Origin of the sequence: Cryobacterium cryoconiti, assembly GCF_004403065.1 — a bacterium.
Classification (GTDB): domain Bacteria; phylum Actinomycetota; class Actinomycetes; order Actinomycetales; family Microbacteriaceae; genus Cryobacterium; species Cryobacterium cryoconiti.
Genome location: NZ_SOHA01000006.1, coordinates 44,525 through 70,836 on the forward strand (window position 1 = coordinate 44,525; position 26,312 = coordinate 70,836).

The following is a 26,312-nucleotide window of genomic DNA, read 5'->3' on the forward strand; positions in this document are numbered from 1 at the left end:
GGAATACCCCTTTGTATTTCCCTGCGAGTTTCCGCGCGGTGTCGCGCGATTCCGAAACGGTATCACAGATCGTATATTATCCGACAGGGGTTGGGGTTGGGGTTGGGGTTGGGGTTGGGTCCGGGGGACGGCCGCGGTCAGTGCCGGTCAGTGCCGGTCAGTGCCGGTTGGTGCTGGTTAGTGCCGGTTGGTGCTGGTCGCTGCCGGTCAATGCCTCTAGGTGCCGGTCAGCGCAGGTCGGCTGCGATGGAGGCCGCGGCCGTCACGAGGCGGGCGCCGATCCCGGCGGCGCTCTGTCCGCTCGCGAGATAGACGACGGCCAGCGCGGCCGGTGCCTCGCCGGGCACGAAGAGCGGCACCGCCACGGAAGCCAGCCCCGGAATGACCTCGTCGTGGCTGGTGGCGAAGCCGCGCGTGCGCGCGGCGGCGGTCTCGTCCCGGCGCGCTTCGGTGCCCAGGTGTGCCCACTGGTCCGCCGTCAGCAGTGACTGGATGGCGATTCCGGGCGCTCCCCGGCCTAGCGGATGCCGCGTTCCCGGCCGCTGCGCCACCGTGGCAGGTGCCTGCCGCGGTTCGACACTGACCAGGGTCACCACCTCCTCCCGGTCCAGCACGGCGACGAAGGCGGTCATCCCCAGTTCGTTCGCGACGTTCGTCAGCTCGGGCAGGGCTGCGGTCTGCAGGCCGCGGGCGACGCCGCGGGCGAGCGCGGCCATCCTTGGTCCCAGACGCATGGTGCCCGCGGCATCCCGCAGCACAACCCCGTGGTCTTCCAGTGTGCGCAGAATTCGGTAGGCGATCGAGCGATGCACGCCGAGGGCGGCCGCCACGTCGGCGATGCTCATGGCCTGATCGGATTCGGCGAGGATCTCGAGCACGCGAATTCCCCGGGACAGGGTCTGCGAATGCGGAGCACTCTTCGCGGCGCTCCTGCTCGTGCTCGTGCCAGGCTCGCTTTCGCCGTTCGCGCCGCTGGCGTCGGTGCCGGATTCGCGGGCGCCGGGTTCATTCGCGCCGGGCTCGTCATTCGCGCCGGGCTCATTCGGGGCGGGCTCGATGGCGCCGCTCATCCCGCTCTCGCTGGGTTGGATTGCCCCGCTCATCCCGCTCATTGACGTCGCCACGGTGCCATTCTCGCATCCGCGGTTCCGCCCCCGGCGGATGCGCAGGTCCCGGACGCCGGAGCCGGTGGCCAACTCAGGAGATCCAGGTGCCGCGGCATCCGTCGCCCGGACCAGTGCGGCAACCGGTCGATGCCTAAGCCACACGAGCACACCAGCACACCAGCACACCAGCACACCAGCACACCAGCAAGCCAGCAAGATCGGGCTCCCTGGCTCGCGGTTCCCCCGCCCCCTCGTGCATAACTCCTGCAAATTGTGCGGGCCGAATCGTGCTTCCGCGGATTTCCGCGGGTGGGGTCCGGTTCCTGGACCAAATTGCAGGAGTTATGCCGAGCGTGCCGTGGCCAACTCAGGAGATTGTGGATGGGGGCGATTGAAACGGCACGGACCAGTGCGGCCGAGCGCAGGCATGGGGTGACCACCGCACCTTGTCTCCTGAGTTGGCAACCGGGGTCCGGTTGCCCGGTTCGTGCAATCGTGCGCTCCCGCCGCGCATCCGTGCGCCGACGGGCAAGACGGGCGGGCGAGACCGGCCTATCGTGAGCCGAAATGAATGAGATCTGGGTGTCCGCGTGCCTGGTCGCCACGGTTGCGGCAGCCGGCCTGGGCGCGGGCTGTGCGCTCGCCGGGCTCCGGATGCCGGGCCACGCCAGGGTCGCGGCTCCGGCCATGGTCGTCATGGCCGTCTCGTGCGCCGACATGGTGTTTCCCGATATGCGGCTGCTCGCACCCCTGCCCTGGGCGGCACTGCTGGTCGGGTCGGCGTTGCTGGCCCTGCTCGACCGGGCTCACCGCGGGGCCGCCGCTCACCACGCCGCGTCCCTTCTTCTGATGGCGGTGATGTGGGCGGCGATGCTGCCGACCTCGGCGACCTCGGCGACCTCGGCGACCTCGGCGATGTGGGCGACGTCGGGGGCCACCGCCAACGCCGCCGCAGCCGGAACCGCAACTGCAGCCGGAAGCGTAGCGGTCGGGCCCGCCGCGGGAAGCGACCCGCATGCCGGGCATGAGCTGGCGTTCACCGACGGTGATTTGCTGCTGGCCGGGCTCATGGCGCTGGTTGTGGCGGCATCCGTTGCGCTCGCGGCCGGCGCCGTGCGGTCGGCGCGCCGCCCGGCCGAGGAGGGGGCAGCCCCGGTGCTCCAGCTCGAGTCGGCCCAGCATCTGAGCATGGCGGTGGCAATGGCGTCAATGGCGGCGGGGATGTTCTTGCCACTGGTCAGCGGCTGAGCATCAGCCGACCTTGGCTCGGCGCGGACTCAGGGCAGCCGGGAGTATCTCCATCCCGTGGACTGGCCCGCCTCCGCCTTCGGCTGGGGATGCCTGCCTGCGTGTGGGGGCTAACTCTGGAGCTGCGTCGCGGCACCCGCAATTAGCCGCCCCAGTCCGGGCCCCCGCGGTCAACCGCCACCTGGATCCCCTGAGTTAGCCCCACGTTGGAGCCCGCCCCGGTGCATAACTCCTGCAAATCGTAGGACAGCCGGCTGCGTTCCCGGTGTTTCAGGGGACGGCGGATCCGGCACCGATCAAATTGCAGGAGTTATGCACTCACCGCCCGGAAGCCCGGCCGTCCACTCCCGGCCGTCCACTCCCGCCCGCCTGCGCCCACCCTGGCTCCGCCAACCGCCAACGGCCGACGGCCGACGGCCGACGGCCGACGGCCCGCGATTAGACTGAGCGGATGCCCGTCATCGAGATCAGCGACCTCAGCGATCCGCGTCTCGTGGACTATGCCCACCTCACCGATGTGGCGCTCAAGAAGGCGCGCGGCACGGAGCATGGACTATATATAGCCGAATCGGCATTGGTCCTCGAGCGGGCCCTGCGCGCCGGTCACCGCGTCCGCTCGGTGCTCGCGCTCGGGAACACCGCCTCGGAGGCCCACGCCCTCGTCGGTGACGACGTGCCCGTCTTCGTCGGCCCGGGGGAGATGCTCGCCGAGCTCACCGGGTACGTGCTGCACCGCGGCGTGATCGCCTCGATGCACCGGCCCGAGCTGCCCGATGCGGAGGAACTGCTCGCCGGCGCCCGCCGCATCGTGATCCTCGAGAACGTGTCCGACCCCACAAACGTGGGCGCGATCTTCCGCTCCGCCGGGGCCATCGGCGCCGATGCGATCCTGGTCACGCCGCGCTGTTCCGACCCGTTCTATCGCCGCGCCATCCGCGTCTCGATGGGCACCGTGCTGCAGGTGCCCTGGACCCGCGTCGGCGATTGGCCGAGCACCCGCGCGCTGCTCACCCGGCACGGTTTCCACCTCGCCGCGCTGGCCCTGACGACGGATGCCGTCAGCCTCCGCGACTTCCCCGGCCACGAGCACGAGCGGCTGGCGCTGCTGCTCGGCGCGGAGGGCGACGGGCTCACCCCGGACGCGCTCGCGGCATCCGACACCGTGGTGCAGATCCCGATGAAGCACGGCATCGACTCCCTCAACGTGGCCGCAGCCAGTGCCGTCGCGATGTGGGCGCTGTCCAGCTGACGCGCAACACCCCGGCTGCCCCACACATCCACACACGCCCCACGGGATCAGCGCCCGCGGCGACGAGCAAGCCTAGGCTGAGGTCATGAGCAACGAGGCTGTCATTGTCGATGTCGTACGCACTGCGTCAGGTCGAGGCAAGCCGGGCGGCGCCCTCTCGGGCGTGCACCCCGCGGACCTGCTGGCCGGGGTGCTGAGCGAGCTGGTCACGCGCAACGGGCTCGATCCCGCGCTCGTCGACGACGTGATCGGCGGCTGCGTGAGCCAGGTCGGGGAGCAGTCCTACAACGTGACCCGCACCGCCCTGCTCAGCGCGGGCTTCCCGGACACGGTGCCGGGTGCCACCATCGACCGGCAGTGCGGCTCCAGCCAGCAGGCCGCCACGTTCGCCGCGCAGGGCGTGATGGCCGGCAGCTACGACGTGGTCATCGCCTGCGGCGTCGAGTCGATGAGCCGCGTGCCGCTCGGCAGCTCCCTCACAACAGCAGCCGGGCACGACCCGCACGGACTCCGGATGCGCGATCGCTACCCCGACGGCCTCGTCAACCAGGGCGTCGCCGCCGAGCTGATGAACCAGAAGTGGAAGCTGGGCCGCGGCGAGCTGGATGCCTTCGCCGCCCGCTCGCACCGCCTCGCCGCGGCCGCCGCCGAGCGCGGCGACTTCGACGGCGAACTCCGGCCGACGACCCTGCCCGACGGCCGGGTCGTCACCGAAGACGAGACCATCCGTCCCGGCACCACCCTCGCCTCCCTGGCCACCCTGCCGCCGGCGTTCCGCACCGACGCCCTCGCCGCCCGGTTCCCGAAGCTCGACTGGCACGTGACCGCCGGCAACTCCTCGCCCCTCACCGACGGGGCCTCCGCGGCCCTGATCATGAGCGCGAAACGGGCCGCGGAGCTCGGCCTCAACCCGCGGGCGCGGTTCCACAGTTTCGCGGTCACCGGAAGCGACCCGCGGCTGATGCTGACCGGCGTGATCCCGGCGACCCGGCGCATCCTGGAACGCTCCGGGCTCAGCATCGACGACCTCGACGCCTACGAGGTCAACGAGGCCTTCGCCACCGTGCCGCTCGTCTGGCTGCGCGAACTCGGCGCCGACCCCGCCCTGCTCAACCCGCGCGGCGGGGCGATCGCGCTGGGCCATGCGCTCGGATCCTCGGGCACGCGGCTGCTCGGCACCCTGCTCAACCACCTCGAACTGACCGGCGGCCGCTGGGGGTTGCAGACCATGTGCGAGGGCGGCGGCATGGCCAACGCCACCATCATCGAGCGGCTCTGAGATGCGCATCGACGGATGCTCCGCCCTCGTCACCGGAGCGGCGTCCGGCCTCGGGCTGGCGACCGCCGCCGCGCTGGCCGAGGCTGGGGCGGCGGTCGTGCTGCTCGACCTGCCGGGTTCAGCGGGTGAACAGGCGGCGGCCTCGATCGGCGACCGGGCCCGTTTCGTGCCCGGTGACGTCACCCGGGGCGAGGATGTGCAGGCCGCGGTCGACGCCGCGGTCGGGCTCGCCCCGCTGCGCATCGTGGTCAACTGCGCCGGCATCGCCCCCGGCCAGCGCACGGTCGACCGGAACGGCACCCCGCTGCCGCTGGAGGACTTCGACCGCGTCGTGCGCATCAACCTTGTCGGCACGTTCAACGTGGTCCGGCTGGCCGCGGCCGCCATGCAGGCGACCGAGCCCGTCGGCGGAACCCCCGACGGCCACGGCGCGACCGGCTCGATCGGCGCGACCGGCGCGACCGGCGCGACCGGCGCGATCGATCAGAGCGTGACTACCGTCCCGGAGCGCGGCGTGATCATCAACACGGCATCCGTCGCCGCCTTCGACGGTCAGATCGGACAGGCGGCGTACGCCGCGTCGAAGGGCGGTGTCGCCGCGATGACCCTGCCACTGGCCCGCGAATTCGCGCGGTCGCTGATCCGGGTGGTGGCGGTCGCGCCGGGCGTGTTCGACACCCCGCTGCTGCAGGGTCTGCCGGAGAGCGTGCGCGAGTCTCTCGCGGCGCAGGTGCCGCACCCTGCACGCCTCGGCAACCCGGCCGATTTCGCCGCGCTCGTGCGGCACATTATCGAGAACCCCATGCTCAACGGCGACACCATCCGCCTCGACGGCGCCATCCGGATGCCGCCGCGCTGATCGGCGCCGAGCCTGTACATCCCCTACGAGCCGTGCTGTCACTCCTGATATTAGGATAGGCTTACCAAAGTAACACGGGCCCCGCCCGCCGACAGTAGGGACACGCAACACGATGATTTCAACACGCCGCCTTGCACTGCTTGCCGCGATCGGAACGGTGACCCTGCTCGGGGTGACCGGGTGCAGCGCCCCCGAGGAATCCGCCCCCGCCGCCACCGGCGCAGCCACCCCATCGGGCTCGATCACCGTGTACAACGCTCAGCACGAGGAGCTCACCCAGGCCTGGGCCGACGAGTTCACCGCGGAAACGGGTGTCACCGTCACGCTCCGCAACGGCAGCGACTCCGAACTGGGCAACCAGCTCGTGCAGGAAGGCGCCGCCTCCAAGGCCGACGTGTTCCTCACCGAGAACTCGCCCGCGATGAGTCTGGTCGACGGCGCCGGCCTGTTCGCCCCCGTCGATGACGCCACGCTCGAGCAGGTGCCCGAGGAATACCGTCCGTCCACCGGAATGTGGACCGGCATCGCCGCCCGCTCCACCGTGTTCGCCTACAACCCGAGCCTGCTCAGCGAGAGCGAACTGCCGGCCTCACTGCTCGACCTCGCCGACCCGGCCTGGGCGGGCCGCTGGGCCGCGTCGCCCTCCGGCGCCGACTTCCAGGCCATCGTCAGCGCGCTCCTCGAACTCGAGGGCGAAGACGCCACGCGCGACTGGCTCGCCGCCATGAAGCAGAACGCGGTCGTCTACAAGGGCAACAGCACCGTGATGAAGGCCATCAACGCGGGCGAGATCCCCGCCGGCGTGATCTACCACTACTACTGGTTCGGCGACCAGGCCGGCACCGGCGAGAACAGCTCCAGCACCGAGATGCACTACTTCAAGAACCAGGACCCCGGCGCCTTCGTCAGCGTCTCCGGCGGCGGAGTGCTCGAAACCAGTGCCAACCCGGTCGCCGCGCAGGCGTTCCTCGCCTACATCACCGGCAAGGGCGGCCAGGAAATCCTGAAAACCGGCTCCTCCTTCGAATACCCCGTCTCCGACGCGGTCGACGCGAACGACGCGCTCGTGCCGCTGGGTGAACTCGATGCCCCCGTCATCGACCCGTCCAAACTCAACAGCACCACGGTCACCGATCTGATGACCGAGGCCGGTTTCCTCTAGGCTGCAACTGGTGATACCTGCAGCCCCCTCGACCGCGACTCCGGCGCCCGACGAGTCGGGCGCCGTTCGCGGAGCCGTCGCCGAAACCGGCGCCACGGGTTCTGCGGAGCGCACGGATGCCGCGGTCCGGGTCGGCAAACGGCCCTCACCATTCATCGTGGCGGCGGCCATCACCGTGTCGCTGCTCGGGCTGCTTCCGCTCGGCTACGTCATCGTCACCGGTTTCCTGACCGGCTGGCCGGCCCTGTCCGCCCTCGTGTTCCGGCCGCGGGTCGGCGAGCTGCTGGTGAACACGATCGGGCTGGTCGTGATCACCGTGCCGTTGACGGCGGCGATCGGGGTGGCCGCCGCCTGGCTGGTCGGTCGCACATCCCTGCCCGGGCGCCGGGTGTTCGCCGTGCTGCTGGCCACGCCGCTCGCGGTGCCGGCCTTCGTCAACAGCTATGGCTGGGTGAGCGCCGTGCCGTCGCTGAACGGTCTCTGGTCGGGGGTGCTGATCGCCACCCTGTCGTATTTCCCACTGGTCTACCTGCCCTGCGCGGCCGCGCTGCGACGCCTCGACACCACCGTCGAAGAGGCAGCCGAGTCTCTCGGCAGCGGCGCCTGGGGCGTCTTCTTCCGCGTGATCCTGCCGCAGCTGCGGTTGCCGATCCTCGGCGGCGCCCTGCTCGTGGGACTGCACCTGCTCTCCGAATACGGCGCGTTCGCGATGATCCGGTTCGACACCTTCACCACCGCCATCGTGGAGCAGTACCGGTCCACGTTCAACGGTCCCGCGGCCAACGCCCTCGCCGGCGTGCTCGTGCTGCTCTGCCTGTTCCTGCTGATCGGGGAGTCCGGCGCCCGCGGTCGCGCCCGCTACGCCCGTGTCGGCTCGGGCGTGGCCCGGAACGCCCCCCGACGCTCCCTCGGCGCCTTCACGCCGGTCGGCTACCTGTTCCTCGGCGGGCTGTTCGCACTGGCGATCGGGGTGCCGTTCTGGAGTGTCATCCGCTGGCTCGCGCAGGGCGGCGCGGCCGTATGGGCCGATCCCGTACTGGCCCAGGCCCTGCTGCAGACGGTCGGCTACGGCCTCGCCGGAGCCGCGGCCACCTGCCTGCTCGCGTTCCCGATCGCGTTCCTCGCGGTGCGCTATCCGAGCCGGCTGTCCCGCGGCCTCGAATCGGTCAACTACCTCACCAGCTCCCTGCCGGGCATCGTCACCGCCCTCGCGTTGGTCACCATCAGCATCCGTTTCGTGCAGCCGCTGTACCAGACCACCGTGCTGGTGATCGTGACCTACCTGCTGATGTTCCTGCCGCGTGCGCTGGTGAACCTCCGGGCCGGGCTGGCGCAGGTGCCGGTCGGGCTGGAAGAGGCCGCGCGATCGCTCGGCAAACATCCGTTCGCCGCCTTCCTGCACGTGACGACCCGCTTCTTCGCGCCGTCCGCCCTGGCCGCGGGGGCGCTCGTCTTCCTCGGCATCGTGACCGAGCTGACCGCCACGCTCCTGCTGGCCCCGAGCGGCACCCGAACGCTCGCGATCCAGTTCTGGTCGAAGGTGAATGACATCGACTACGTGGGCGCAGCCCCGTACGCCCTGCTGATGATCGTGTTGAGCCTGCCGGTCACCTACCTGTTGTTCGCCCGCTCCCGGCTGACGAGCATGCAATGATCGACCAGGGAGGCGCCGTGGGCGCAATAGACCTATCCGCAGAAACCGAAACGGGCAGCCCGACGGGCGCCGCGATCGAGCTCACCGGCGTCAACAAGAGCTTCGGCAGCACGCGCATCCTGGAGGACATCGCCCTGTCGGTGCCTGCGGGCAGCCGCACGGTCGTGGTCGGTTCGTCCGGGTCAGGCAAGACCACCCTGCTGCGTCTGATCAGCGGCTTCGAACTGCCGGACTCGGGCACCATCACCGTGCTCGGCCGCACCGTGGCCGGTCCGGGTGTGGCTGTGGCCGCGCACCGGCGGGGGATCGGGTTCGTGGCGCAGGACGGCGCCCTGTTCCCGCACCTCACGGTGGGTCAGAACATCGCGTTCGGCCTGGGGCCGGCGTTGCGCGGCGGCACCCGCCGGCAGCGCGCGCGGGCCGTGAGCGAGCTGCTCGAGATGGTGTCGCTGAAGCACGACTTCGCCGAGCGCCGCCCCGACGAACTCTCCGGCGGTCAGCAGCAGCGCGTGGCCCTGGCCCGGGCGCTCGCCCGCCGACCGCGGGTGATGCTCCTCGACGAACCGTTCTCCGCCCTCGACGCCGGGCTCCGGGCCGCCACCCGAGACATCGTGGCCGACACCCTGGAGCGCGCCGGCATCACCACGGTTCTCGTCACCCACGACCAGGCCGAGGCGATGAGCTTCGCCCACCAGCTTGCGGTGCTCCGTGACGGCAACCTCTGCCAGGTCGGGCCGCCGCGCGAGGTGTACTGGCGCCCGGTCGACCTGTTCACGGCCCGCTTCCTGGGCGACGCCGTCGTGTTGCCGGCCACGATCGGCGACGGTTTCGCCGTCTGCGCGCTCGGCACGGTCGCCGTGGCCCCCACGAGCCTGCGCGGCGACGCCTGCATCATGCTGCGCCCGGAACAGATTGTGGTCGACGAGTGCGAGCCCGGCGTGACGGATGCCGCCGCATCCGTGTCCTGCACCGGGCAGGTCGAAGCGGTCGACTTCTACGGCCCCGAGGTGCAGCTGGCGGTGCGTCTGTTCTCCGGCGGCGCCGCGGCACCGGCTTCCGCCCAGAGTTCGGGCGGCACGCTGGTGCACGTGCGGCAGCACGGTGCCATCGGCACCGCCGTCGGCAGTCGCGTCACCCTTGCCGCCCGCGGCACCGCCACCGCCTTCGCCGCCCGCCCCTGATACGCCTACTCGCGCATCAGCATGGCCTGGGCCTCGCGCTCGAGATCGAGGTAGGGCTCACCGCTGACATCCACCGCCACCCGGTGGATCGTGCCGCCGGTGAAGGCCCACGGTGAGGTGCCCGGGTAGTCGCCGGTGACGGCCTCTCCGCTGTCGCGGCCGGCGCAGAGTCCCTCGCCCGCAATCGCGAACCCGCCGGGCTGGGTCTTGATCCGGCCCTCGCCCACCAACCTGTCGCCGTAGTAGAGCGAGAGGATGCCCGTGGACACGTGCGGCGGATCCTCGCCGTCCTTCACGAACGCGGCCGAGATGATCAGCTTCTCGCCGATGGGGAGGTCCTCGGTGGCGTCGATCTTCTGCTCGAACAGCCCCACGAAGTTGTTGACGTAGTGCAGCCGGTTGTCCTTCACGTAGAGGGAGTGGCCACCGAAGCGCGATCCGTGGGCGAAGAGCACTCCCTGGGCGCCCGGAGCCGGGAGGTCCACCAGTGCGCCGATCGAGAACGACCGGTTACGGAGGTTCACGGCCTGCGACTCGGGAACCTCGGAGGTGTTCGGGTAGTAGACGTACCGGTTGCGGGGCCCCGCCATCCTCGGCCGGGGTGTTTGCATGATTTCCAGGGCTGACCGGTCGTCGAGCGGGAACGCCTGGTTCGCGCCGGCCTCGGCGAACCAGAGGTTCACCAGTTCGCGCAGCCGGTCCGGCTGCTCGGCGGCGAGGTTGTGGAGTTCGGCCCGGTCCACGTCGGTGTGGTAGAGCTCCCACTCGTCCGTGTTGAACCGGCCCCACCCGCTGAGGGTCGGATGCGTCGTCACGGCCTTCCACCCCTCATGCCAGATCGCCCGGGAGCCGAGCATGGAATAGAACTGGGTGTGCCGCGTGCCCGTGGCGTCGCGGTCATCGAGGCTGTAGCGCATGCTCACCCCGTCGAACCGGCTCTGCACGTGGCCCTTGATGCGCTCCGGCGGCACGACGCCGAGCACGTCGAGGATCGTCGGCACGATGTCGACGGCGTGGTGGTACTGGTCGCGCAGCTCTCCGCGCGCCCCCGAGCCGGCCGGCCAGGAGATGATGCAGGGGTCGCACGTTCCGCCGTTGTATTCGTAGCGCTTCCACATCTTGAAGGGGGTGTTGAACGCCATCGCCCAGCCGTTCGGGTAGTGGTTGTAGGTGTGCGGGCCACCCAGTTCATCCAGCATGGGCAGGTTGTCGGCCACCTCGTCGGGGAGTCCGTTCATGAACTTCATCTCGTTGACGCTCCCGTTGGGCCCGCCTTCGCCGCTGGCGCCGTTGTCGCTCACGACAACGATCAAAGTGTTCTCCCGCTCCCCGATCTCCTCGAGGTAATCGAGCAGGCGACCGATCTGGTGATCGGCGTGGGAGAGGAACCCCGCGTAGACCTCGGCCATCCGGCTGAACAGGCGCTTCTCGTCGCCCGACAGGGAGGCCCAGGGGCGGGTCTCGTCCATCATCGGGAACGGCTGCCCGTCCGGACCCGACCGCGTCTCGTAGCTGCCGATCGGATTGAGCTGTGGCAGCGCCGTGTCGGGCGGCACGATGCCGAGCTCCTTCTGGCGCGCGAGGATGCGCTCTCGCAGAACCTCGTAGCCGTCGTCGAACTTGCCCGCGTACCGGTCGGACCACTCCTTGGGTGCGTGGTGCGGTGCATGCGCGGCACCCGGCGCGTAATACAGGAAGAAGGGCTTCTCGGGCGCGAGCACCTTGGAGTCCTTGATGAACTCGATGGCCTTGTCGGTGATGTCCACCGAGAAGTGGTAGCCCTCCTCAGGCGATGTCGGCTGGTCGACCGGGTGATTGTCGTGCATGAGGTCCGGATAGTACTGGTTGGTTTCGGCGCCGAGGAACCCGTAGGAGCGTTCGAAACCGCGACCGCTGGGCCAGTTGCGCCGGGTTGCCGCGACGTTCATCTCGTCGGTGGGGCACAGATGCCACTTGCCCACCAGGTAGGTGTTCCAGCCCAGCTCGCCGAGGATCTCCGAGAGCATTCCGTTCTCCGGCGGAACCGTGCCGCTCGCATTGGGGAAGCCCACGGCGGCCTCGGTGATACACGCCATGCTGTTGCGGGTGTGGTTACGCCCCGTCAGCAGGCAGGACCGGGTCGGCGAGCACAGGGCTGTCGTGTGCCACTGCGTGTAGCGCACGCCGTCGTCGGAGATCCGGTCGATGTTCGGCGTCTCGATCGGTCCGCCGTAGCTCGACAGGGCCGAGAAGCCCACGTCATCGAGCACGACATAGACGACGTTCGGCGCCCCGGCCGGAGTCCGGGGTGGTTCGAACGGGGTCCAGTCCGGCTGCGAGTCCCGAATATCGATGTTGATGGTGCCCGTGAACGGTTGTGGCATGGCCTTCCCTTTCGTTTGTCGGGCTTCGTCAGGTCAGGGCGACCGTGCGGAAGCCGATGTTCGCCGCCGAGGAGTCGGGCGTGTTCGAAGCGCGCGCCGAGTTGCGGTAGCGGTTGCAGTACGAGTCGTGGCACAGGTACGAGCCGCCGCGCATCGACTTCTGGTCGCCGGCGGCCGGCCCTGGCGGGTTCCGCCCGGGGGAGTGCGTGTAGTAGCCCTCGCTCCACCAATCGGAGCACCACTCCCACACATTGCCCACGCTCTGCCAGACGCCGTACGCGTTCGGTTCGAAGGTCTCGACCGGCGACGTGGTCAGCCAGCCGTCCTCCCGGGTGTTGACCGTGGGGAAGACCCCCTGCCAGATATTGCAGCGGTGCCGGTCACCCCACTCGTCGCCCCAGGGGTAGACGCGCCCGGTCAGCCCGCCCCGCGCCGCACACTCCCACTCGGCCTCGGTGGGAAGCCTCCGGCCCGCCCACGCACAGTAGGCCTGCGCGTCGTTCCAGCTGACCTGCACCACCGGATGGTCGTCCAGGCCGACCAGGGACGACCGCGGGCCGCCGGGGTGCGCCCAATCCGCGCCGCGCACGCCCAGCCACCAGGGAATCCGCGGCGGCTGCCCGAGCACGTCCTCGAGGTCGGCTTCGAGTGCGAGATGGAACACGGCGGAGTAGCCGAAGGTCTCCGACTCGGTGCGATACCCGGTGGCGGCGACAAACCGGGCGAACGCGGCGTTGGTGACGCTGGTCGCATCCAGTCGGAAGGCATCCACCCACACCGGATGCGCCGGGGTCTCCCCGTCGCCGCGGTTGCCTGGCCCGGTGGAGTCTCCCATCAGGAACGTCTGCCCGGGAATGGACACCTGCCCGACCGGGTGCCGACCGTTCGCGGGAGCTGCCGAGGGCATCGGCCCGGGATGCGGTGACGGATGCGCCGACGCGGGCGGCCCGGAACCGGGAGCGGCATCCGCCCGGCCCGGAGCGCAACACCGGCCGGGCGGCGCCGCTGGGGCCGCCCGGCCGGGTTCGACCGTGTTGCTGGGGGTGCCGTCGGCCATGGGTCAGTGCGTGTCGAGCTCCGCAGCGGCGGCGTTGAGCTGGGTCTCAAGGTCGGAGGCGTCGACCTCCAGCTTGCGCTCGGTGCGCTTCGCCGCCCGGATGCCGGCCTTGTCCAGTTCGTCGGCGAGGCGGTTCTTGCCGAGCACGATCAGGGCGGCCTGTCCCTCGTCGAGCAGCTCGCCGAGGTCCTTCACGTCGGAGCGGGACAGCCCGCGGGTGAAGTGGCCGATGAGGCCGCCCGTCGCACCGCCGATGGCGGCCATGCCGAGGATGGACGGCGGGAAGAGCAGGCCCACCACGGCGCCCGCCGCGACGCCCGTCCAGCCGCCGTGCTCGCTGCCACCCCGGCTGATCTTGATGTCGCCGTCGGCATCCTTGGTTGCGATCCCGGCATCGTAGGTGCCGATGATCTTGGCGTCGTGCAGGTCGCGCACGATGGACAGGTCGTCGCGGGCGATGTCGGGATCGTCGTAGACGCCGAGGAAGAGGAAGACCGGCTCTTTTTCTCTGGACATGGTGAGTACCTCCGTCAGTGAGCATGGGGCAGCGGATGTTTCGTGAGCGTTCGCTGGATGGTTTGGATCGGGGCAGCGCCTCGCCGAAGCCGAGGTCGTGGCCAGCAGATCGATACGGACAGTACTCAGGCTCCCCGGCGCTGTCAACCGTTTCCGGGGTCGCGGGAGACGCCGGGTTTCACCGGGATTGGTCCCGGTGAGATCCACGCGTCACGAGGTAGGCGAACGCGGTCAGCACGGGCACGAACACCAGGAACAGCACCCAGACCGCCTTCCCCCAGCCCGAGAGCCCCTGGTCGCGGAAGATGTCGGCCAGCACCATGAACAGCACGGTGAGGTAGGCGATGAACACATAGCTCCAGAAGAAGAGCCAGAGGATGTCCCAGATGTCGGTCGTCGAATCCATTCGCATCCTCCGTTGTGTGGCGGTCGTTGTGTGTCGGGTGTCGTGTGGCGGTCGATGTCGGGCGGATGATAGCGCGGGTGGCCTCCCGGTTGACCGGCGCCTCAGCCCAGCGAGGTGCCGTCGAGGGCGCCGGACGCGGCGGGATCCGGTAGGCGCCTCATTCGGAACGAGTTCAGCAATCCGAGCAGGCCGGCAAGGATCGGCACCAGGAGCGCCACCTGCAGGGACAGGTTCCGGGCGGCCGTGTTGATGCGGAGGATCTCGTCCTGCACGTCCGGCGGCTCCTCGGCCAGAAGCGGTTCCAACTGGGCATTGCTGATCACCTGGGCGTCCTCCTCCAGGATCACCGCGATCTCCTGCTGCTGAGCGGCGGGGATCACGGAGCTCTCGCCGGTCAGGTTGGTGAACGACAGGGAGAGCACGGCCAGCATGATGCCGCCGGACATCGCCAGGCCGAACGACAGCCCGAATGACCCGGCCGCGGAATTCACCCCGGCGGCCTCGCTGACGCGTTCCTCCTCGATCGGGGACAGCGTGTAGTTGTTCAGCTGGGAGACCAGCAGGCCCAGCCCCGAACCGGCGATCACCAGCGGGATCAGGAGCGCCACGCCCAGGTCTGCGCGCGGCACGATCGGAACGATCAGGATCATCCCCGCTGTGGTGAGCAGGAAACCCCAGAGCACGATGGTGGCCGGGCGCCGCTTCCCGGCCCGCCGCCCGGCGAACAGGGCCACGCCGAACATGCTGAGCGACAACGGGGCGATGGACAGGCCGGCCTGCATGGCGTTGTATTCGAGCGTCATCTGCAGGAAGATCGGCAGCGCGATCATGGCACCGCCCAGGGTGATCTGCTGCAGCATCTGCTGGGTGATCCCGATGCGGAACTGCGGGAGCGCGAACAGCCCCGGGTCGAGCAGGGTGAGCGTGCCCGCTTTCTTGCGGCGCACGAGCCAGGTGGCCAGCAGCCCGAGTGCGACCACCCCGATCCCGATGGTCAACCCGACGAACTCGCCTCCCTCCTGCCAGACCAGGATGCCGAGCACCACACCGCCCATGCCGACGACGGACAGGATCGCGCCGACCACGTCGATCTGCCGCCGACCGGTGTAGGGCACGTCACGCACGAGGCGGATACCGGTCAGCACGACCGCGATGATGATGAGTTCGAGCAGGAAGCCGACCCGCCAGGACAGAAAGGTCGTGACGAAACCGCCGAGCAGAGGCCCGAAGGCGGCGGCGATCGCCGCCGCGGCTCCCACCAGGGCGTAGGCCTTCTTGCGGGCGGCCCCCTCGAAGTTGCCGTGGATCAGGGACTGCATGGCGGGCAGTAGCAGTGACGCGCCGAGACCGCCCACGACCGCCCAGAAGATGATGATCGCGGTCAGGCTCTGAGCGAGCGTCATCGCCAGAGCGCCGATGGCGTAGGCCACGAGTCCGAGCACGTAGGCCCGCTTGCGTCCGATCAGGTCGCCGACCTTGCTGCTGATCAGGATGAACGCGGCGGAGACCAGCGCCTCGAGTGCGATCGCCGACTGCACGCCGCTCACGGTCTTGTCGAGGTCTTCGACCACCGCGGAGATGGACACGTTCATCAGCGAGGTGTCGACGACGAGCACGAACATGGCCATGGCCAGCAGGATGGCGAGCTTGGGATTGCCCGTTGCGGCTGTGGGAGCGCTGGGCCTGGCTGCCTCGGTCATGCGGGTCAACATAGTCCCGCCCGGCGTGGCGGGGGAGTGCCGATGAGCCGGCCGGCGGCCCCAAGCCCCGAACGGGGCCTGTCACCTGAGCCGTCTTCCCGGTAACGTTTAGCGGCGGCGCGTCCGCGCAGGAGTGCTGTGCAGCATCCGGATGTTGCAGTTCGTTTCATACCACCAAAGGAATACGTGTTCACTGTCACACGCACGCTGCTCACCGTCGCACTCAGCGCATCGCTCCTCGTCTCGCTGGCCGCATGCTCAGCGCCGACCACCGCGGCACCTGCGGCTGAAAAGCCGTCGGCCGCGACCGCCACACCCACGCCGACGGTCGCGCCGGCCGGGGTCGATGCACTGCCGCTTCTCGCCGGACTGACCGCCACGGCACCTGCCGGCTGGGAACCGGGATCGTGCGCCGCCCTGAACTTCGCCGGTCCCGCCGGTTGGGAGCGGGTGGACCAGCCGGACGCCCGGATCCTGTTCCAGAACAACGCTGAACCGTCGCTGACCCATACCGTTGACGGTCAGGAGGAGTACCTGGTGCAGTCTGTGATGTTCAGCTGCGGGCTGCCGAAGACAGAATGGGACGGTGAGTGGAGTTCCGGTGAGGGTACGGAGTCGTACCGCCTCGACGTTGCCGGCGCCACGTACTCCGCTGTCATCGTCTGGCCTGTCGTCAACTACCAGGCGGAGGGCTACGGTGACATTCCCGGTGACTTCTTCAAAGCCGAGATTCAGATTGTGACGCCGGAGCAGGACTACTTCACCGCGCTCTTCACGCTTCCGGCGAACGACAACGCCTACAACGTCGTCGCCCAGGTCGCCAGCGGTCTGAGCGTCGGCTAGCTCGGAAACGCATCGGTCGGCGATTTATTCGGCGGCGTGCGCCTCGAGGAACTCGTACACCTCGGTGTCGTCGACGCCGGGGAAGGTGCCGCTGGGTAACGGCGACAGCACATGCGCGTGCAGGCGGGCGCTCGGCCAGGCCTTGTCGGCCCAGCGGGCCGAGATGTCCGACGCCGGACGGCGGCAGCAGGACTCGTCCGGGCAGCGGGACACCGCGCGCTGGGTGGTCTCCCGGCCGCGGAACCACTTGGCCTGCACGAACGGCACGCCGACGCTGATCGAGAACTCGCGGGCATCCGTCGCCCCGGTCTGGGTGGCGCACCAGAAGGTGCCGGCGGGCGTGTCGGTGTACTGGTAGAACTCGGTGGTGCGGTTGGTGTGGGTGAACGCGCTGCGGGCGCTCCACTGCTTGCAGACGAACTGGCCCTCGATCGAGCCCGTCACGTCGGCCGGCAAGGGGAGGTCGTCGTTCTCGTAGCCCTTCTGCAGGGCGCCGTCGCCGGTGACGCGGAGGAAGTGCAGCGGCATGTCCAGGTGCGAGGTGGCCAGGTTCGTGAGGCGCAGCGCCGCGGCCTCGTGGGTCACGCCGAAGGCGTCGCGGAAGTCCTCGACCGAGAGTTCGCGTTCGCGTTTGGCGTGGGAGAGGAAGGCGACCGACGCGGCTTGCGGCATCAGGCAGGCGGCCGCGAAGTAGTTGATCTGCAGCCTCTGCCAGAGGAACTCGGCGTAGCTGGCCGGGCGCTCGTGACCGAGCAGCCGGTGGCCCATCGCCTGCAGGGCCATCGAGCGCAGGCCGTGACCGCCGGGGATGGACGCCGGTGGCAGGTAGATGCGGTGGTTGACCAGATCGGTGACCGACCGGGTCGAGCCCGGCAGGTCGTTCACGTAGATGAGACTGAAACCGAGCTGCTCGGCCATCACGCTCACCTCCCGGTGAGTGAGGGCACCCGACACGTGCCCGGATGCCCGCACGCGCTCCTCGGCCAGCTGCTCGATGTCGGGCATGAAATTGTCTTGCTCACGCATCCGTTCGCGCAGTTCCGTGTTCGCCCGGCGGGCCTCCTCCGGGGTGGCGATGGCCTCGCTGGCACGGCGGGCCAGCTCCCGGTGCAGTCCGAGCAGGGATTCGAGGGCCGCCATCGGCATGCCCTTGGTCATCTTCACCCGGGGCAGGCCGAGGGCGCCGTAGAGCGGATTGCGCTGAGCCCGCTCCAACTCGATCTCGAGGGCGGCGCGGTTGTTCGGCGGTTCGTTCTTGAGCAGGTCCGTGAGCTGCACGTCGACGGCTGTGGCAATGTCCTGCAGCGTCGAGAGCTTGGGGGAACGGCGACCGTTCTCGATCAGGGAGAGCTGGCTGCCGGCCATGCCCACGTGCTCACCGAGCTGGTCGAGGGTGAAGCCCCGTTCAGAGCGGAAATGACGGATGCGGAGTCCCAGAGTGATCAGATCAGCGGCGCGTGTGGTCATTCCTTAACGATATCTAAAAAACCGTTGTTCTTAACCTGATTCGTTCGTCGCAGATGTCGATTTATGGATCATTCTTGATGGAGAGGCGGAATTTACGCCTCTCCATGACTGCAGACCGCTGGTTCACACCGGATTGACCACGAAAGGCCAGGAGATGACCATCGCGAATTCTCGAGTAGAGACCGGCGGGGGCGAGTCCCGCAATGCTGCCGGCACCACCGACCCCAACCTTCAGGCCTGGGTGGACGAAATCGCCCGGCTGACCCAGCCCGACGCCATCGTCTGGTGCGACGGGTCGCTGCGCGAGGCCGACCTGCTCGCGAAACAGCTCGTCGCCGAGGGCAAGCTCATCCACCTGAACCCGGAATGGCGCCCCAACAGCTACCTCGCCCGCACGAGCCCGTCGGACGTCGCGCGCGTCGAAGACCGCACCTTCATCTGCTCGGTCGACCCCGAAGACGCCGGTCCCACCAACAACTGGGCCAACCCCGACGCCATGCGCGGCGAACTGCAGGGCGTGTTCGCCGGCAGCATGCGCGGCCGCACGATGTACGTCGTTCCGTTCTCGATGGGCCCGCTCGGCGGCCCCATCTCCCAGCTCGGCGTCGAGATCACCGACTCGCCCTACGTGGTGCTGAACATGGGCATCATGACCCGCATGGGCCAGAAGGTCCTGCACCTGATCGAGGGCGGGGCACCCTGGGTGCACACCGTGCACAGCGTGGGCTACCCGCTGGTCGACGCCGAGGGGACCCGCCGCGAGGACGTCTCCTGGCCGTGCAGCGACACCAAGTACATCGTTCAGTTCCCGGAGACCCGGGAGGTGTGGTCGTTCGGCTCGGGCTACGGTGGAAACGCCCTGCTCTCGAAGAAGTCATTCGCGTTGCGGATCGCATCCGTCATGGCTCGCGACGAGGGCTGGCTGGCCGAGCACATGCTGCTGATCAAGGTCACCTCACCGGAGGGCGGCGTGTCGCACCTGGCCGCGGCGTTCCCGTCGGCCTGTGGCAAGACGAACCTGTCGATGCTGCGTCCGACCATCCCCGGATGGAAGGTCGAGACCATCGGCGACGACATCGCCTGGCTGCGCCCCGGCCCCGACGGCCGCCTCTACGCCATCAACCCGGAGGCCGGCTTCTTCGGCGTCGCCCCCGGCACCGGCGAGGTCACCAACCCGACGGCCGTGGCCACGGTCTGGGGCAACACGATCTTCACGAACGTCGCCCTGCGCGACGACGGCGACGTGTGGTGGGAGGGTCTGACCGAGACCACGCCCAGCCACCTCATCGACTGGGAGGGCAACGACTGGACGCCCGCCTCCGGCCGCCCGGCAGCGCACCCCAACTCCCGCTTCACGGTCGCTGCCGCGCAGTGCCCGTCGATCGCCGACGACTGGGAGGCCTTCGGCGGCGTGCCGATCGACGCCATCCTCTTCGGCGGACGCCGCGCGACGAACGTGCCACTGGTGGCCCAGGCCCGCAGCTGGAAGCACGGCGTGTTCATGGGCGCGACCATCTCCTCGGAGAAGACCGCCGCCGCCGAGGGCACCGTCGGCGAACTGCGCCGCGACCCGTTCGCGATGCTCCCGTTCTGCGGCTACAACATGGCCGACTACTGGGCGCACTGGCTCAAGGTCGGCAAGGGCCTCGGCAGCAAGGCGCCCGAGGTGTTCCAGGTCAACTGGTTCCGCAAGGGCGCCGATGGCAGCTTCCTCTGGCCCGGTTTCGGCGAGAACTCCCGCGTGATCGAGTGGATCGTGCGCCGCATCGAGGGCTTCGCGGATGCCCGGGACACCCCGATCGGACACCTCCCCGTCGCGGGCGGCCTCGACCTCAAGGGTCTGGACCTGGCCGAGACGGATGTCGATCAGCTCTTCGCGATCGACCCGGCGTCCTGGCTGGCCGAGTGCGACCTCACCGAGGAGTACTTCGCCCAGTTCGGCGACCGGGTGCCGCCGGCACTCCTCTCCGAACTCGCGAGCGTGCGCTACAACCTGCGCAACGCATAGCGCCCCCCTCCGCGGACATCCGTTCCGCGAAAGCGCACAATACGCCCTCACGGCACTCCCGTGAGGGCGTATTGTGCGCTCTCGCGGGATCCGTTTCAGGGGGCGATGACCTTGCGCGCGGCGGTGACCGCGGCGGCGCGGCGGCGCTGTCGGGAGGTCGCCGGCGATTCCGCCGGTTCGGTGAAGGCACGGGGAACGTGCACCCACGCGGTGGCGATGGAGAAGAGCACCGTGACGAGGTCCTCCGGCTCCCAGGCCGGGTCGATCAGACCCTGGCTCTGCCGCTCGGCGATGGCGCGGGCCTCCGGACCTGTTCTCCACTCGGGGGTGACCGGCAGGACCCCCGCCGAACCTTCCAACCGCGCCCAGTCCATCATTCGGAGATGCTCCGGGAAGTCGGCCACATGGTCGAACACCCCGCCGACGAACCCCGGGAGGTCGGCCGCGTCGAGGGGCATCGCCGCCATCACCTCGCGCAGATTGGTCTCGAGGACCGCCGCGAACAGCGCCGCCTTGTCGCCGAAATAGGCGTAGAGCCGCTCCTTGCTCGCCCGGGCGGCCACCGCGATGCGGTCGACGCGGGCTCCGGCCAGGCCGAACTGCGCGAATTCCGCCTGGGCAGCCACAAGAATTCGGTCCCGCGTCGCTTCACCGTCAGCTCTCATGGGTATGATTATAGCTCTTCCCAACCAACCAGTTCGTTTGAATAGGACCACCTGCATGACTGCCCCCAGCACGACCGCCGCCCCGTCGCATCCTGACCCTGCCGACCACCCACGCCGCTGGTGGCTCCTCGCCGTGCTGGCCCTGTCCCAGCTGATGGTCGTCCTCGACGGCACCATCGTGAACATCGCACTGCCGAACGCCCAGGTGGAACTGGGGATGAGCGACGCCGACCGCACCTGGGTGGTCACGATCTATGCGCTCGCGTTCGGCTCGCTCCTGCTGCTCGGCGGGCGCATCGCCGACTACTGGGGGCGCAAGCGCTCCTTCCTGGTGGGGATGGCCGGCTTCGCGGCGGCGTCGATGATCGGTGGCTTCGCCCTGACCACGGAGCAGCTCCTGCTGGCCCGCGGGCTGCAGGGCGCCTTTGCCGCTCTCCTCGCCCCGGCGGCGCTCGCCATCCTCACGATCACTTTCCCGGGCGGCAAGGACCGGATCAAGGCCTTCGCGGTCTTCGGCACAATCGGCGGCGGCGGTGCGGCCGTCGGCCTGGTGCTCGGCGGGGTGCTCACGGAGTTCGCGAGCTGGAACTGGTGCCTGCTGGTGAACGTGCCGATCGCCCTGGTGGCCATCGTCGGTGCGATTCCGCTCATCCACGAGAGCAGGGCATCCGGCAACACGCGCTATGACCTGCCCGGCGCGATCCTGATCGTTTCGGGGCTGGCGTCGCTGGTCTACGGCTTCAGTCAGGCCGAAAACGGCTGGGGTCGAGTTCCGACGATCGGTTTCCTGGCGCTCGGCCTGGTGCTCCTGGTCGCGTTCGTGGCCGTCGAGGCCAGGGCCACGAACCCGTTGCTGCCGTTGCGGGTCGTCACCGACCGGGTGCGCGGTGGCGCCTTCCTGGTGTCGATGCTCACCGGCACGGCCCTGCTCGGCGGGCTCTTCTTCCTGACCCTGTACTTCCAGATCGTGCTGGGCTACTCACCGTTGCGCGCTGGCCTGGCCTCGTTGCCGATGACGGCCACCATCATGGTCTGCGCCGCCCTGCTGTCCGGGATCCTGCCCAGGGTGGGCGTGCGCCTGCCGATGACGGTCGGTCCGGTCATCGCGGCCGCCGGGCTCGGCTGGCTCTCGTTCATCACGGTCGACGACGCCTACGCGCTGCGGGTGCTGCCGGGAGTCATCCTGCTCGGTATCGGCCTCGCGTTCATCTTCGTGCCGCTGCAGAACGTGGCCCTGGCCGGAATCGACGCGCACGACGCCGGGGTGGCCAGCGCGGCCGTCTCCGCGACACAGCAGATCGGCGGATCGATCGGCACCGCGCTGTTCACCGCCCTGTACACCGCGGCCATCGCCGGGTACCTGAGCTCCAACCCGGTGACCCCGACCGTGCAGCTCGAAGCGCTCGTGAGTGGATACTCCGTGGCGTTCGTCTGGGCGGCCGGCCTCATCCTGCTCGCGGCGCCGATCTCCTTCTTCATGGTCGAGCACTCGAAGGCGGACCTGCTCGGGGCTCCGGAGGTCGTGCACCTGGGCTAGGCCTCACAGGTCCCGCGCGACCGGACTCCGCCCTCGGAGCGGATCGGCGTGAGTCGTAGGATGCCGGCATGCATGACGACAGCGCGCTCGTGGAGAAACGCATCGACCGGTTCGTTCGGGAACGGCTGCGCCCGGCGGTGCACCGGGCATCCGTTTCGTTGCAGGTCGAGGCCTGGTCGGTGACGGATGCCCCGGTCCCCTTCCATGAGGCCGTGCGCCAGACGTATGAGCCGTTCGCCACGGGTCGCGCCTGGGGTCGGCCGTGGGGAACCACCTGGTTCCACGTCACCGGGACCGTGCCCGAGCACTGGGCGGCCGAGGAGGGGACTCGGCTCGAACTCGTCGTCGACCTCGGGTTCAGCAAGGCGACGCCCGGCTTCCAGGCCGAGGGTCTGGTCTGGACTCCGGACGGCGTGGTGCTGAAGGCGGTCGAACCCCGCAACCGCAGCGTTCCGCTGGAGGTCGTGCCCGGCGGCCCGGTCGACCTGTACATCGAGGCGGCGGCCAACCCGGACGTGACCACCGGCTTCACCTTCGTGGCCACCGCGCAGGGAGACCCGGCGACGGCCGGGACCGAGCCGATCTACCGGCTGCGGCAGGTGGACCTCGCCCTGCGGGATGACACCGTGTGGGAACTCGCGCAAGATTTCTGGACCCTGACCGGGCTGATGCGGGAACTTCCGGCAGGCCTGGCCCGGCGAGCGGAGATCCTGCGGGCCCTCGAGGGCTGCATCGACCTGATGGACCCCGACGACGTGAGCGGCACCGCCGCCCCCGGCCGGGCTGCGCTGGCCGCCGTGCTGGCCAGCCCCGCCAACACCAGCGCCCACCGGCTGCACGCGGTGGGCCACGCGCACATCGACAGCGCCTGGCTCTGGCCGGTGCGGGAAACCGTGCGGAAGGTGGCCCGCACGTTCTCGAACGTGCTCGCCCTGATGAAGGAGAATCCGGATTTCGCGTTCGCCGCGTCATCCGCCCAGCAGTACGCCTGGTTGAAGGAGCACTACCCGGAGCTGTTCAAGCGGGTCACGGCACAGGTGGCGGCCGGGCGCTTCGTGCCGGTCGGCGGGATGTGGGTGGAATCGGACACCAATATGCCCGGCGGTGAGGCGCTGGCCCGGCAATTCGTGGCCGGGAAGCGGTTCTTCATGGCGGAGTTCGGGGTGGAGCCGCTCGAGGTGTGGCTGCCCGACTCGTTCGGTTACTCGGCGGCTCTGCCGCAGATCGTGGCGGCGGCCGGGTCGCGCTGGTTCCTGACCCAGAAGACCTCGTGGAACGAGACCAACCTGATGCCGCATCACACCTTCCGCTGGGAGGGGATCGACGGCACACGGATCTTCACGCACTTCCCGCCGGTGGACACCTACAACGCGCAGCTGTCGGGGGAGGAGCTGGCCCGGGCCGAGCGCCGGTATTCCGAGAAGGGCGCGGCCAACACCTCGCTCGTGCCGTTCGGCTGGGGGGACGGCGGTGGCGGCCCGACGGCGGAGATGATCGCCGCCGCCCGCCGCACTGCGTCGCTGGAGGGCTCGCCCACGGTGGAACTGTCCACCCCGCGACGTTTTTTCGAGGCGGCCGAGGCGGAGTACCCGGAGCCGCCGGTCTGGTCGGGGGAGCTCTACCTCGAATTCCACCGCGGCACCTACACGTCGCAGGCCCGCACCAAGCGCGGCAACCGGCGCTGCGAGCACCTGCTGCGGGAGGCCGAGCTGTGGGCGGCCGCGGCATCCGTTTCGGCGGGCGCCGACTACCCGTATGCGGTGCTGGAGCAGGCCTGGCACACCGTGCTGCTGCAGCAGTTCCACGACATCCTGCCGGGGTCGTCGATCGCGTGGGTGCACCAGGAGGCCGAGCGCAATCATGCCGTCGTGGCCGAGACGCTTCGCATTCTGATCGAGGCAGCCGTGCGGCAGCTGTGCGGGGTCGGGGACGGCTCCGTCACGCTCAACGCAGGCCCGTATGCCGTTGACGGCATACCGGGGTTGGGTGGGGAGGCCGCGGGAGCTGTGGCCGGGCCGGCCGCCGGTCTCGCCGCCGGCTCGGGGCATCCGCGGGCCACGGTGCGGCGCACACCGGCCGGGCTCGTGCTGGCCAACGGCCTCATGGCCGTCACGATCGACGCCGACGGGCTCCTTGCCTCGGTGCGGGACTTCGTCGCGGGGCGTGAGCTGATCCCGGCCGGTACGCGCGGCAACCTGCTTCAACTGCACCGGGACACCCCCACGCAGTGGGACGCCTGGGACATCGACCTGCACTACAAGCGCAACACCGTCGACCTGGTGGCGGCCGAGTCCGTCGAGGTCTTCACCGACACCCCGGAGCAGGTGGGCGTGCGGGTCACGCGCGCCTTCGGCTCGTCCCGGGTGGTCGAGGAGATCACCCTGGCAGCCGGATCGACGGCGGTGGACCTGCACCTCGACATCGACTGGCATGAGCGGCAGAAGCTGCTCAAACTGGCGTTCCCGCTCGATCTGCACGCCGACCGGGCGGCATCCGAGATCCAGTTCGGGCACGTGTACCGGCCCACTCACACCAACACCTCCTGGGACGCCGCCCGCTTCGAGACGGTCGCCCACCGCTGGGTGCACGTCGGGGAACCCGGCTATGGGGTGGCCGTGGCCAACGACTCGACATACGGCCACGACATCGGCCGGGCGACGGATGCGGCGGGCCGCACCGTCACGACCGTGCGGCTGTCGCTGCTGCGCGCCGCGGTGTTCCCGGACCCCACGGCCGACCAGGGCCGGCATGAACTGCGCGTGTCGCTCGTGGTCGGGGCAGGTATCCCCGAGGCGGTCGCGGAGGGCTACCGGCTGAACCTGCCGCTGCGCACGGTGGGCGGGGTTCGGGCGTCCCGCGTGGAGCCGCTGATCGAGATCGACCACCCGGCGATCGTGGTCGAGGCGGTCAAACTGGCCGAGGACCGCAGCGGAGATCTGATCGTGCGGCTCTACGAGGCGCACGGCACGCGGGCGCGGGCGCGCGTCATCCGTCACTTCGAGGCGACGGATGTCACCGAAACCGACCTGCTTGAACGCCCGCTGGCCGAGCCCCGGGCGGCGTTCGCAGCCGAAGGCCCCGCGCTGACGCTCGAGCTGCGTCCCTTCCAGCTGGTCACCCTGCGCTTCACGCGACCCTGACCGCCCGCCTCCCCCGCCACACCCGCCCGCGACGCTAACCAATTCGACGGAGATTCTGCCCAAATCAGGCATTTCAGGCCCGAAACAGGCGGTTCAGAGCAAAATCTCCGTCGAATTCGTTCAGGGCGCGGGGGCTAGACGAGCAGCTGGTGCTTGGCGAGCTCGCGGTAGAGCGGCGTCGAGGCAACCAGCTCAGAGTGGGTGCCCGTTCCCACGACCTGGCCGTGGTCGAGCACCACGATCTGGTCGGAATCGACCACGGTCGACAGGCGGTGTGCGATGACGATCAGCGTGCGGTCCACGGCGACGGCGTCGATCGCGGCCCGCATCTTCTGCTCGTTGACGCCGTCGAGGCTCGAGGTGGACTCGTCCAGCAGCAGGATGGGCGGCGCCGCCAGCAGCGCCCGTGCGATCGCCAGCCGCTGGCGTTCGCCGCCGGAGAGCATCACGCCGGACTCGCCGACCGCCGCGCCCAGCCCGGCAGGGTCACGCTCGAGCACCTCGGAGAGGTTCACGGCGTGCAGCACGGCGATGCACTCCTCGTCGGTGGCGTCGGGCGTCGACAGGGTCAGGTTGTCCCGCAGGGAACCGGCCAGCACGGGGGCATCCTGTTCGACGTAACCGATCTGCGAGCGCAGGGCCGTGCGATCGAGGGTCCGGATGTCCAGGCCCCCCATCCGTACGACGCCGTCGGTCGGGTCGTAGAACCGCTCGATCAGCGCGAGGATGGTGCTCTTGCCGGCGCCGGACGGGCCGACCAGGGCGGTGCGCTTGCCCCGCGGGGCGCTGAACGAGACACCGCGCAGCACGGGGCGCGGCTCGCCCGCGGCGTCGGCGTCCGAGCGCTCGGTCGCGCGGTCGGCGGCATCGGC

Annotated in this window: 20 protein-coding genes; 11 read left to right on the forward strand and 9 right to left on the reverse strand. The window is 69.6% G+C overall.

The features are described 5' to 3' along the window. Positions 1 to 227: 227 nt before the first annotated feature. Positions 228 to 1,103 carry an IclR family transcriptional regulator gene (locus E3T49_RS04250; protein ID WP_241972640.1) on the reverse strand — a complete coding sequence of 292 codons (876 nt, stop codon included), beginning with the start codon at positions 1,101 to 1,103 and terminating at the stop codon, positions 228 to 230. 570 nt (positions 1,104 to 1,673) lie between these two features. Between E3T49_RS04250 and E3T49_RS04255 the strand changes: the two genes are divergently transcribed. From E3T49_RS04255 to E3T49_RS04285, 7 genes are all read left to right on the forward strand, one after another. After that, positions 1,674 to 2,354, forward strand: a complete 681-nt coding sequence (locus E3T49_RS04255) for a hypothetical protein (protein ID WP_134423717.1) — start codon at positions 1,674 to 1,676, stop codon at positions 2,352 to 2,354. Positions 2,355 to 2,805: 451 nt separating this feature from the next. Beyond that, positions 2,806 to 3,603: a TrmH family RNA methyltransferase gene (locus tag E3T49_RS04260; RefSeq protein WP_134423718.1), complete on the forward strand. Its 798-nt coding sequence runs from the start codon at positions 2,806 to 2,808 to the stop codon at positions 3,601 to 3,603. Positions 3,604 to 3,688: 85 nt separating this feature from the next. Further along, complete coding sequence (locus E3T49_RS04265; protein ID WP_134423719.1) at positions 3,689 to 4,882, forward strand: thiolase family protein; 1,194 nt, start codon at positions 3,689 to 3,691, stop codon at positions 4,880 to 4,882. A 1-nt stretch (position 4,883) separates the two neighbouring features. Then, entirely contained in the window at positions 4,884 to 5,741 is an 858-nt protein-coding gene (locus E3T49_RS04270) for an SDR family NAD(P)-dependent oxidoreductase (protein ID WP_134423720.1), read from the forward strand. 112 nt (positions 5,742 to 5,853) lie between these two features. Continuing rightward, positions 5,854 to 6,903 carry an iron ABC transporter substrate-binding protein gene (locus E3T49_RS04275; protein ID WP_134423721.1) on the forward strand — a complete coding sequence of 350 codons (1,050 nt, stop codon included), beginning with the start codon at positions 5,854 to 5,856 and terminating at the stop codon, positions 6,901 to 6,903. 10 nt (positions 6,904 to 6,913) lie between these two features. Beyond that, the gene (locus tag E3T49_RS04280) at positions 6,914 to 8,557 is read left to right on the forward strand and encodes an ABC transporter permease (protein ID WP_420898528.1); all 1,644 of its coding nucleotides are present in this window, start codon (positions 6,914 to 6,916) and stop codon (positions 8,555 to 8,557) included. Next, on the forward strand, positions 8,554 to 9,738 hold the full coding sequence (locus E3T49_RS04285) for an ABC transporter ATP-binding protein (protein WP_134423722.1): 1,185 nt from the start codon (positions 8,554 to 8,556) through the stop codon (positions 9,736 to 9,738). Before E3T49_RS04280 ends, E3T49_RS04285 begins: the two co-directional genes overlap by 4 nt. Before the next feature lie 5 nt (positions 9,739 to 9,743). On the opposite strand, the gene E3T49_RS04290 is transcribed toward E3T49_RS04285, so the two are convergent. The 5 genes from E3T49_RS04290 to E3T49_RS04310 all read right to left on the reverse strand — a co-directional run bounded on the left by E3T49_RS04290 (position 9,744) and on the right by E3T49_RS04310 (position 15,780). Continuing rightward, a complete protein-coding gene (locus E3T49_RS04290) occupies positions 9,744 to 12,101 on the reverse strand; it encodes an arylsulfatase (protein WP_134423723.1) in 2,358 nt (785 codons plus the stop codon). A gap of 28 nt (positions 12,102 to 12,129) precedes the next feature. After that, a complete protein-coding gene (locus E3T49_RS04295) occupies positions 12,130 to 13,158 on the reverse strand; it encodes a formylglycine-generating enzyme family protein (protein WP_478213376.1) in 1,029 nt (342 codons plus the stop codon). 3 nt (positions 13,159 to 13,161) lie between these two features. Further along, positions 13,162 to 13,674, reverse strand: coding sequence for a DUF1269 domain-containing protein (locus E3T49_RS04300; RefSeq protein WP_134423725.1), 513 nt, complete (start codon positions 13,672 to 13,674; stop codon positions 13,162 to 13,164). A gap of 178 nt (positions 13,675 to 13,852) precedes the next feature. After that, the gene (locus tag E3T49_RS04305; RefSeq protein WP_134423726.1) at positions 13,853 to 14,080 is read right to left on the reverse strand and encodes a PLDc N-terminal domain-containing protein; all 228 of its coding nucleotides are present in this window, start codon (positions 14,078 to 14,080) and stop codon (positions 13,853 to 13,855) included. A gap of 101 nt (positions 14,081 to 14,181) precedes the next feature. Beyond that, positions 14,182 to 15,780: an MFS transporter gene (locus tag E3T49_RS04310; protein ID WP_134423727.1), complete on the reverse strand. Its 1,599-nt coding sequence runs from the start codon at positions 15,778 to 15,780 to the stop codon at positions 14,182 to 14,184. A 186-nt stretch (positions 15,781 to 15,966) separates the two neighbouring features. On the opposite strand from E3T49_RS04310, the gene E3T49_RS04315 reads away from it, so the two are divergent. Continuing rightward, the gene (locus E3T49_RS04315) at positions 15,967 to 16,623 is read left to right on the forward strand and encodes a hypothetical protein (protein ID WP_134423728.1); all 657 of its coding nucleotides are present in this window, start codon (positions 15,967 to 15,969) and stop codon (positions 16,621 to 16,623) included. A gap of 24 nt (positions 16,624 to 16,647) precedes the next feature. Here the strand turns inward: E3T49_RS04315 and E3T49_RS04320 are convergent, their stop codons facing one another. Next, complete coding sequence (locus E3T49_RS04320) at positions 16,648 to 18,090, reverse strand: helix-turn-helix domain-containing protein (protein WP_134423729.1); 1,443 nt, start codon at positions 18,088 to 18,090, stop codon at positions 16,648 to 16,650. A gap of 154 nt (positions 18,091 to 18,244) precedes the next feature. On the opposite strand from E3T49_RS04320, the gene E3T49_RS04325 reads away from it, so the two are divergent. Continuing rightward, positions 18,245 to 20,098, forward strand: a complete 1,854-nt coding sequence (locus tag E3T49_RS04325; protein ID WP_134423730.1) for a phosphoenolpyruvate carboxykinase (GTP) — start codon at positions 18,245 to 18,247, stop codon at positions 20,096 to 20,098. Between the two features lie 95 nt (positions 20,099 to 20,193). Here E3T49_RS04325 and E3T49_RS04330 read toward each other — a convergent pair whose 3' ends face one another. After that, positions 20,194 to 20,763, reverse strand: coding sequence for a TetR/AcrR family transcriptional regulator (locus tag E3T49_RS04330; protein WP_134423731.1), 570 nt, complete (start codon positions 20,761 to 20,763; stop codon positions 20,194 to 20,196). Between the two features lie 55 nt (positions 20,764 to 20,818). Between E3T49_RS04330 and E3T49_RS04335 the strand changes: the two genes are divergently transcribed. Beyond that, complete coding sequence (locus E3T49_RS04335) at positions 20,819 to 22,300, forward strand: MFS transporter (protein WP_174722381.1); 1,482 nt, start codon at positions 20,819 to 20,821, stop codon at positions 22,298 to 22,300. A gap of 68 nt (positions 22,301 to 22,368) precedes the next feature. Beyond that, entirely contained in the window at positions 22,369 to 25,440 is a 3,072-nt protein-coding gene (locus tag E3T49_RS04340) for an alpha-mannosidase (protein ID WP_134423733.1), read from the forward strand. 134 nt (positions 25,441 to 25,574) lie between these two features. Here E3T49_RS04340 and E3T49_RS04345 read toward each other — a convergent pair. Then, on the reverse strand, positions 25,575 to 26,312 hold a 738-nt coding region (locus E3T49_RS04345; protein WP_134423734.1), incomplete at its 5' end, for an ATP-binding cassette domain-containing protein.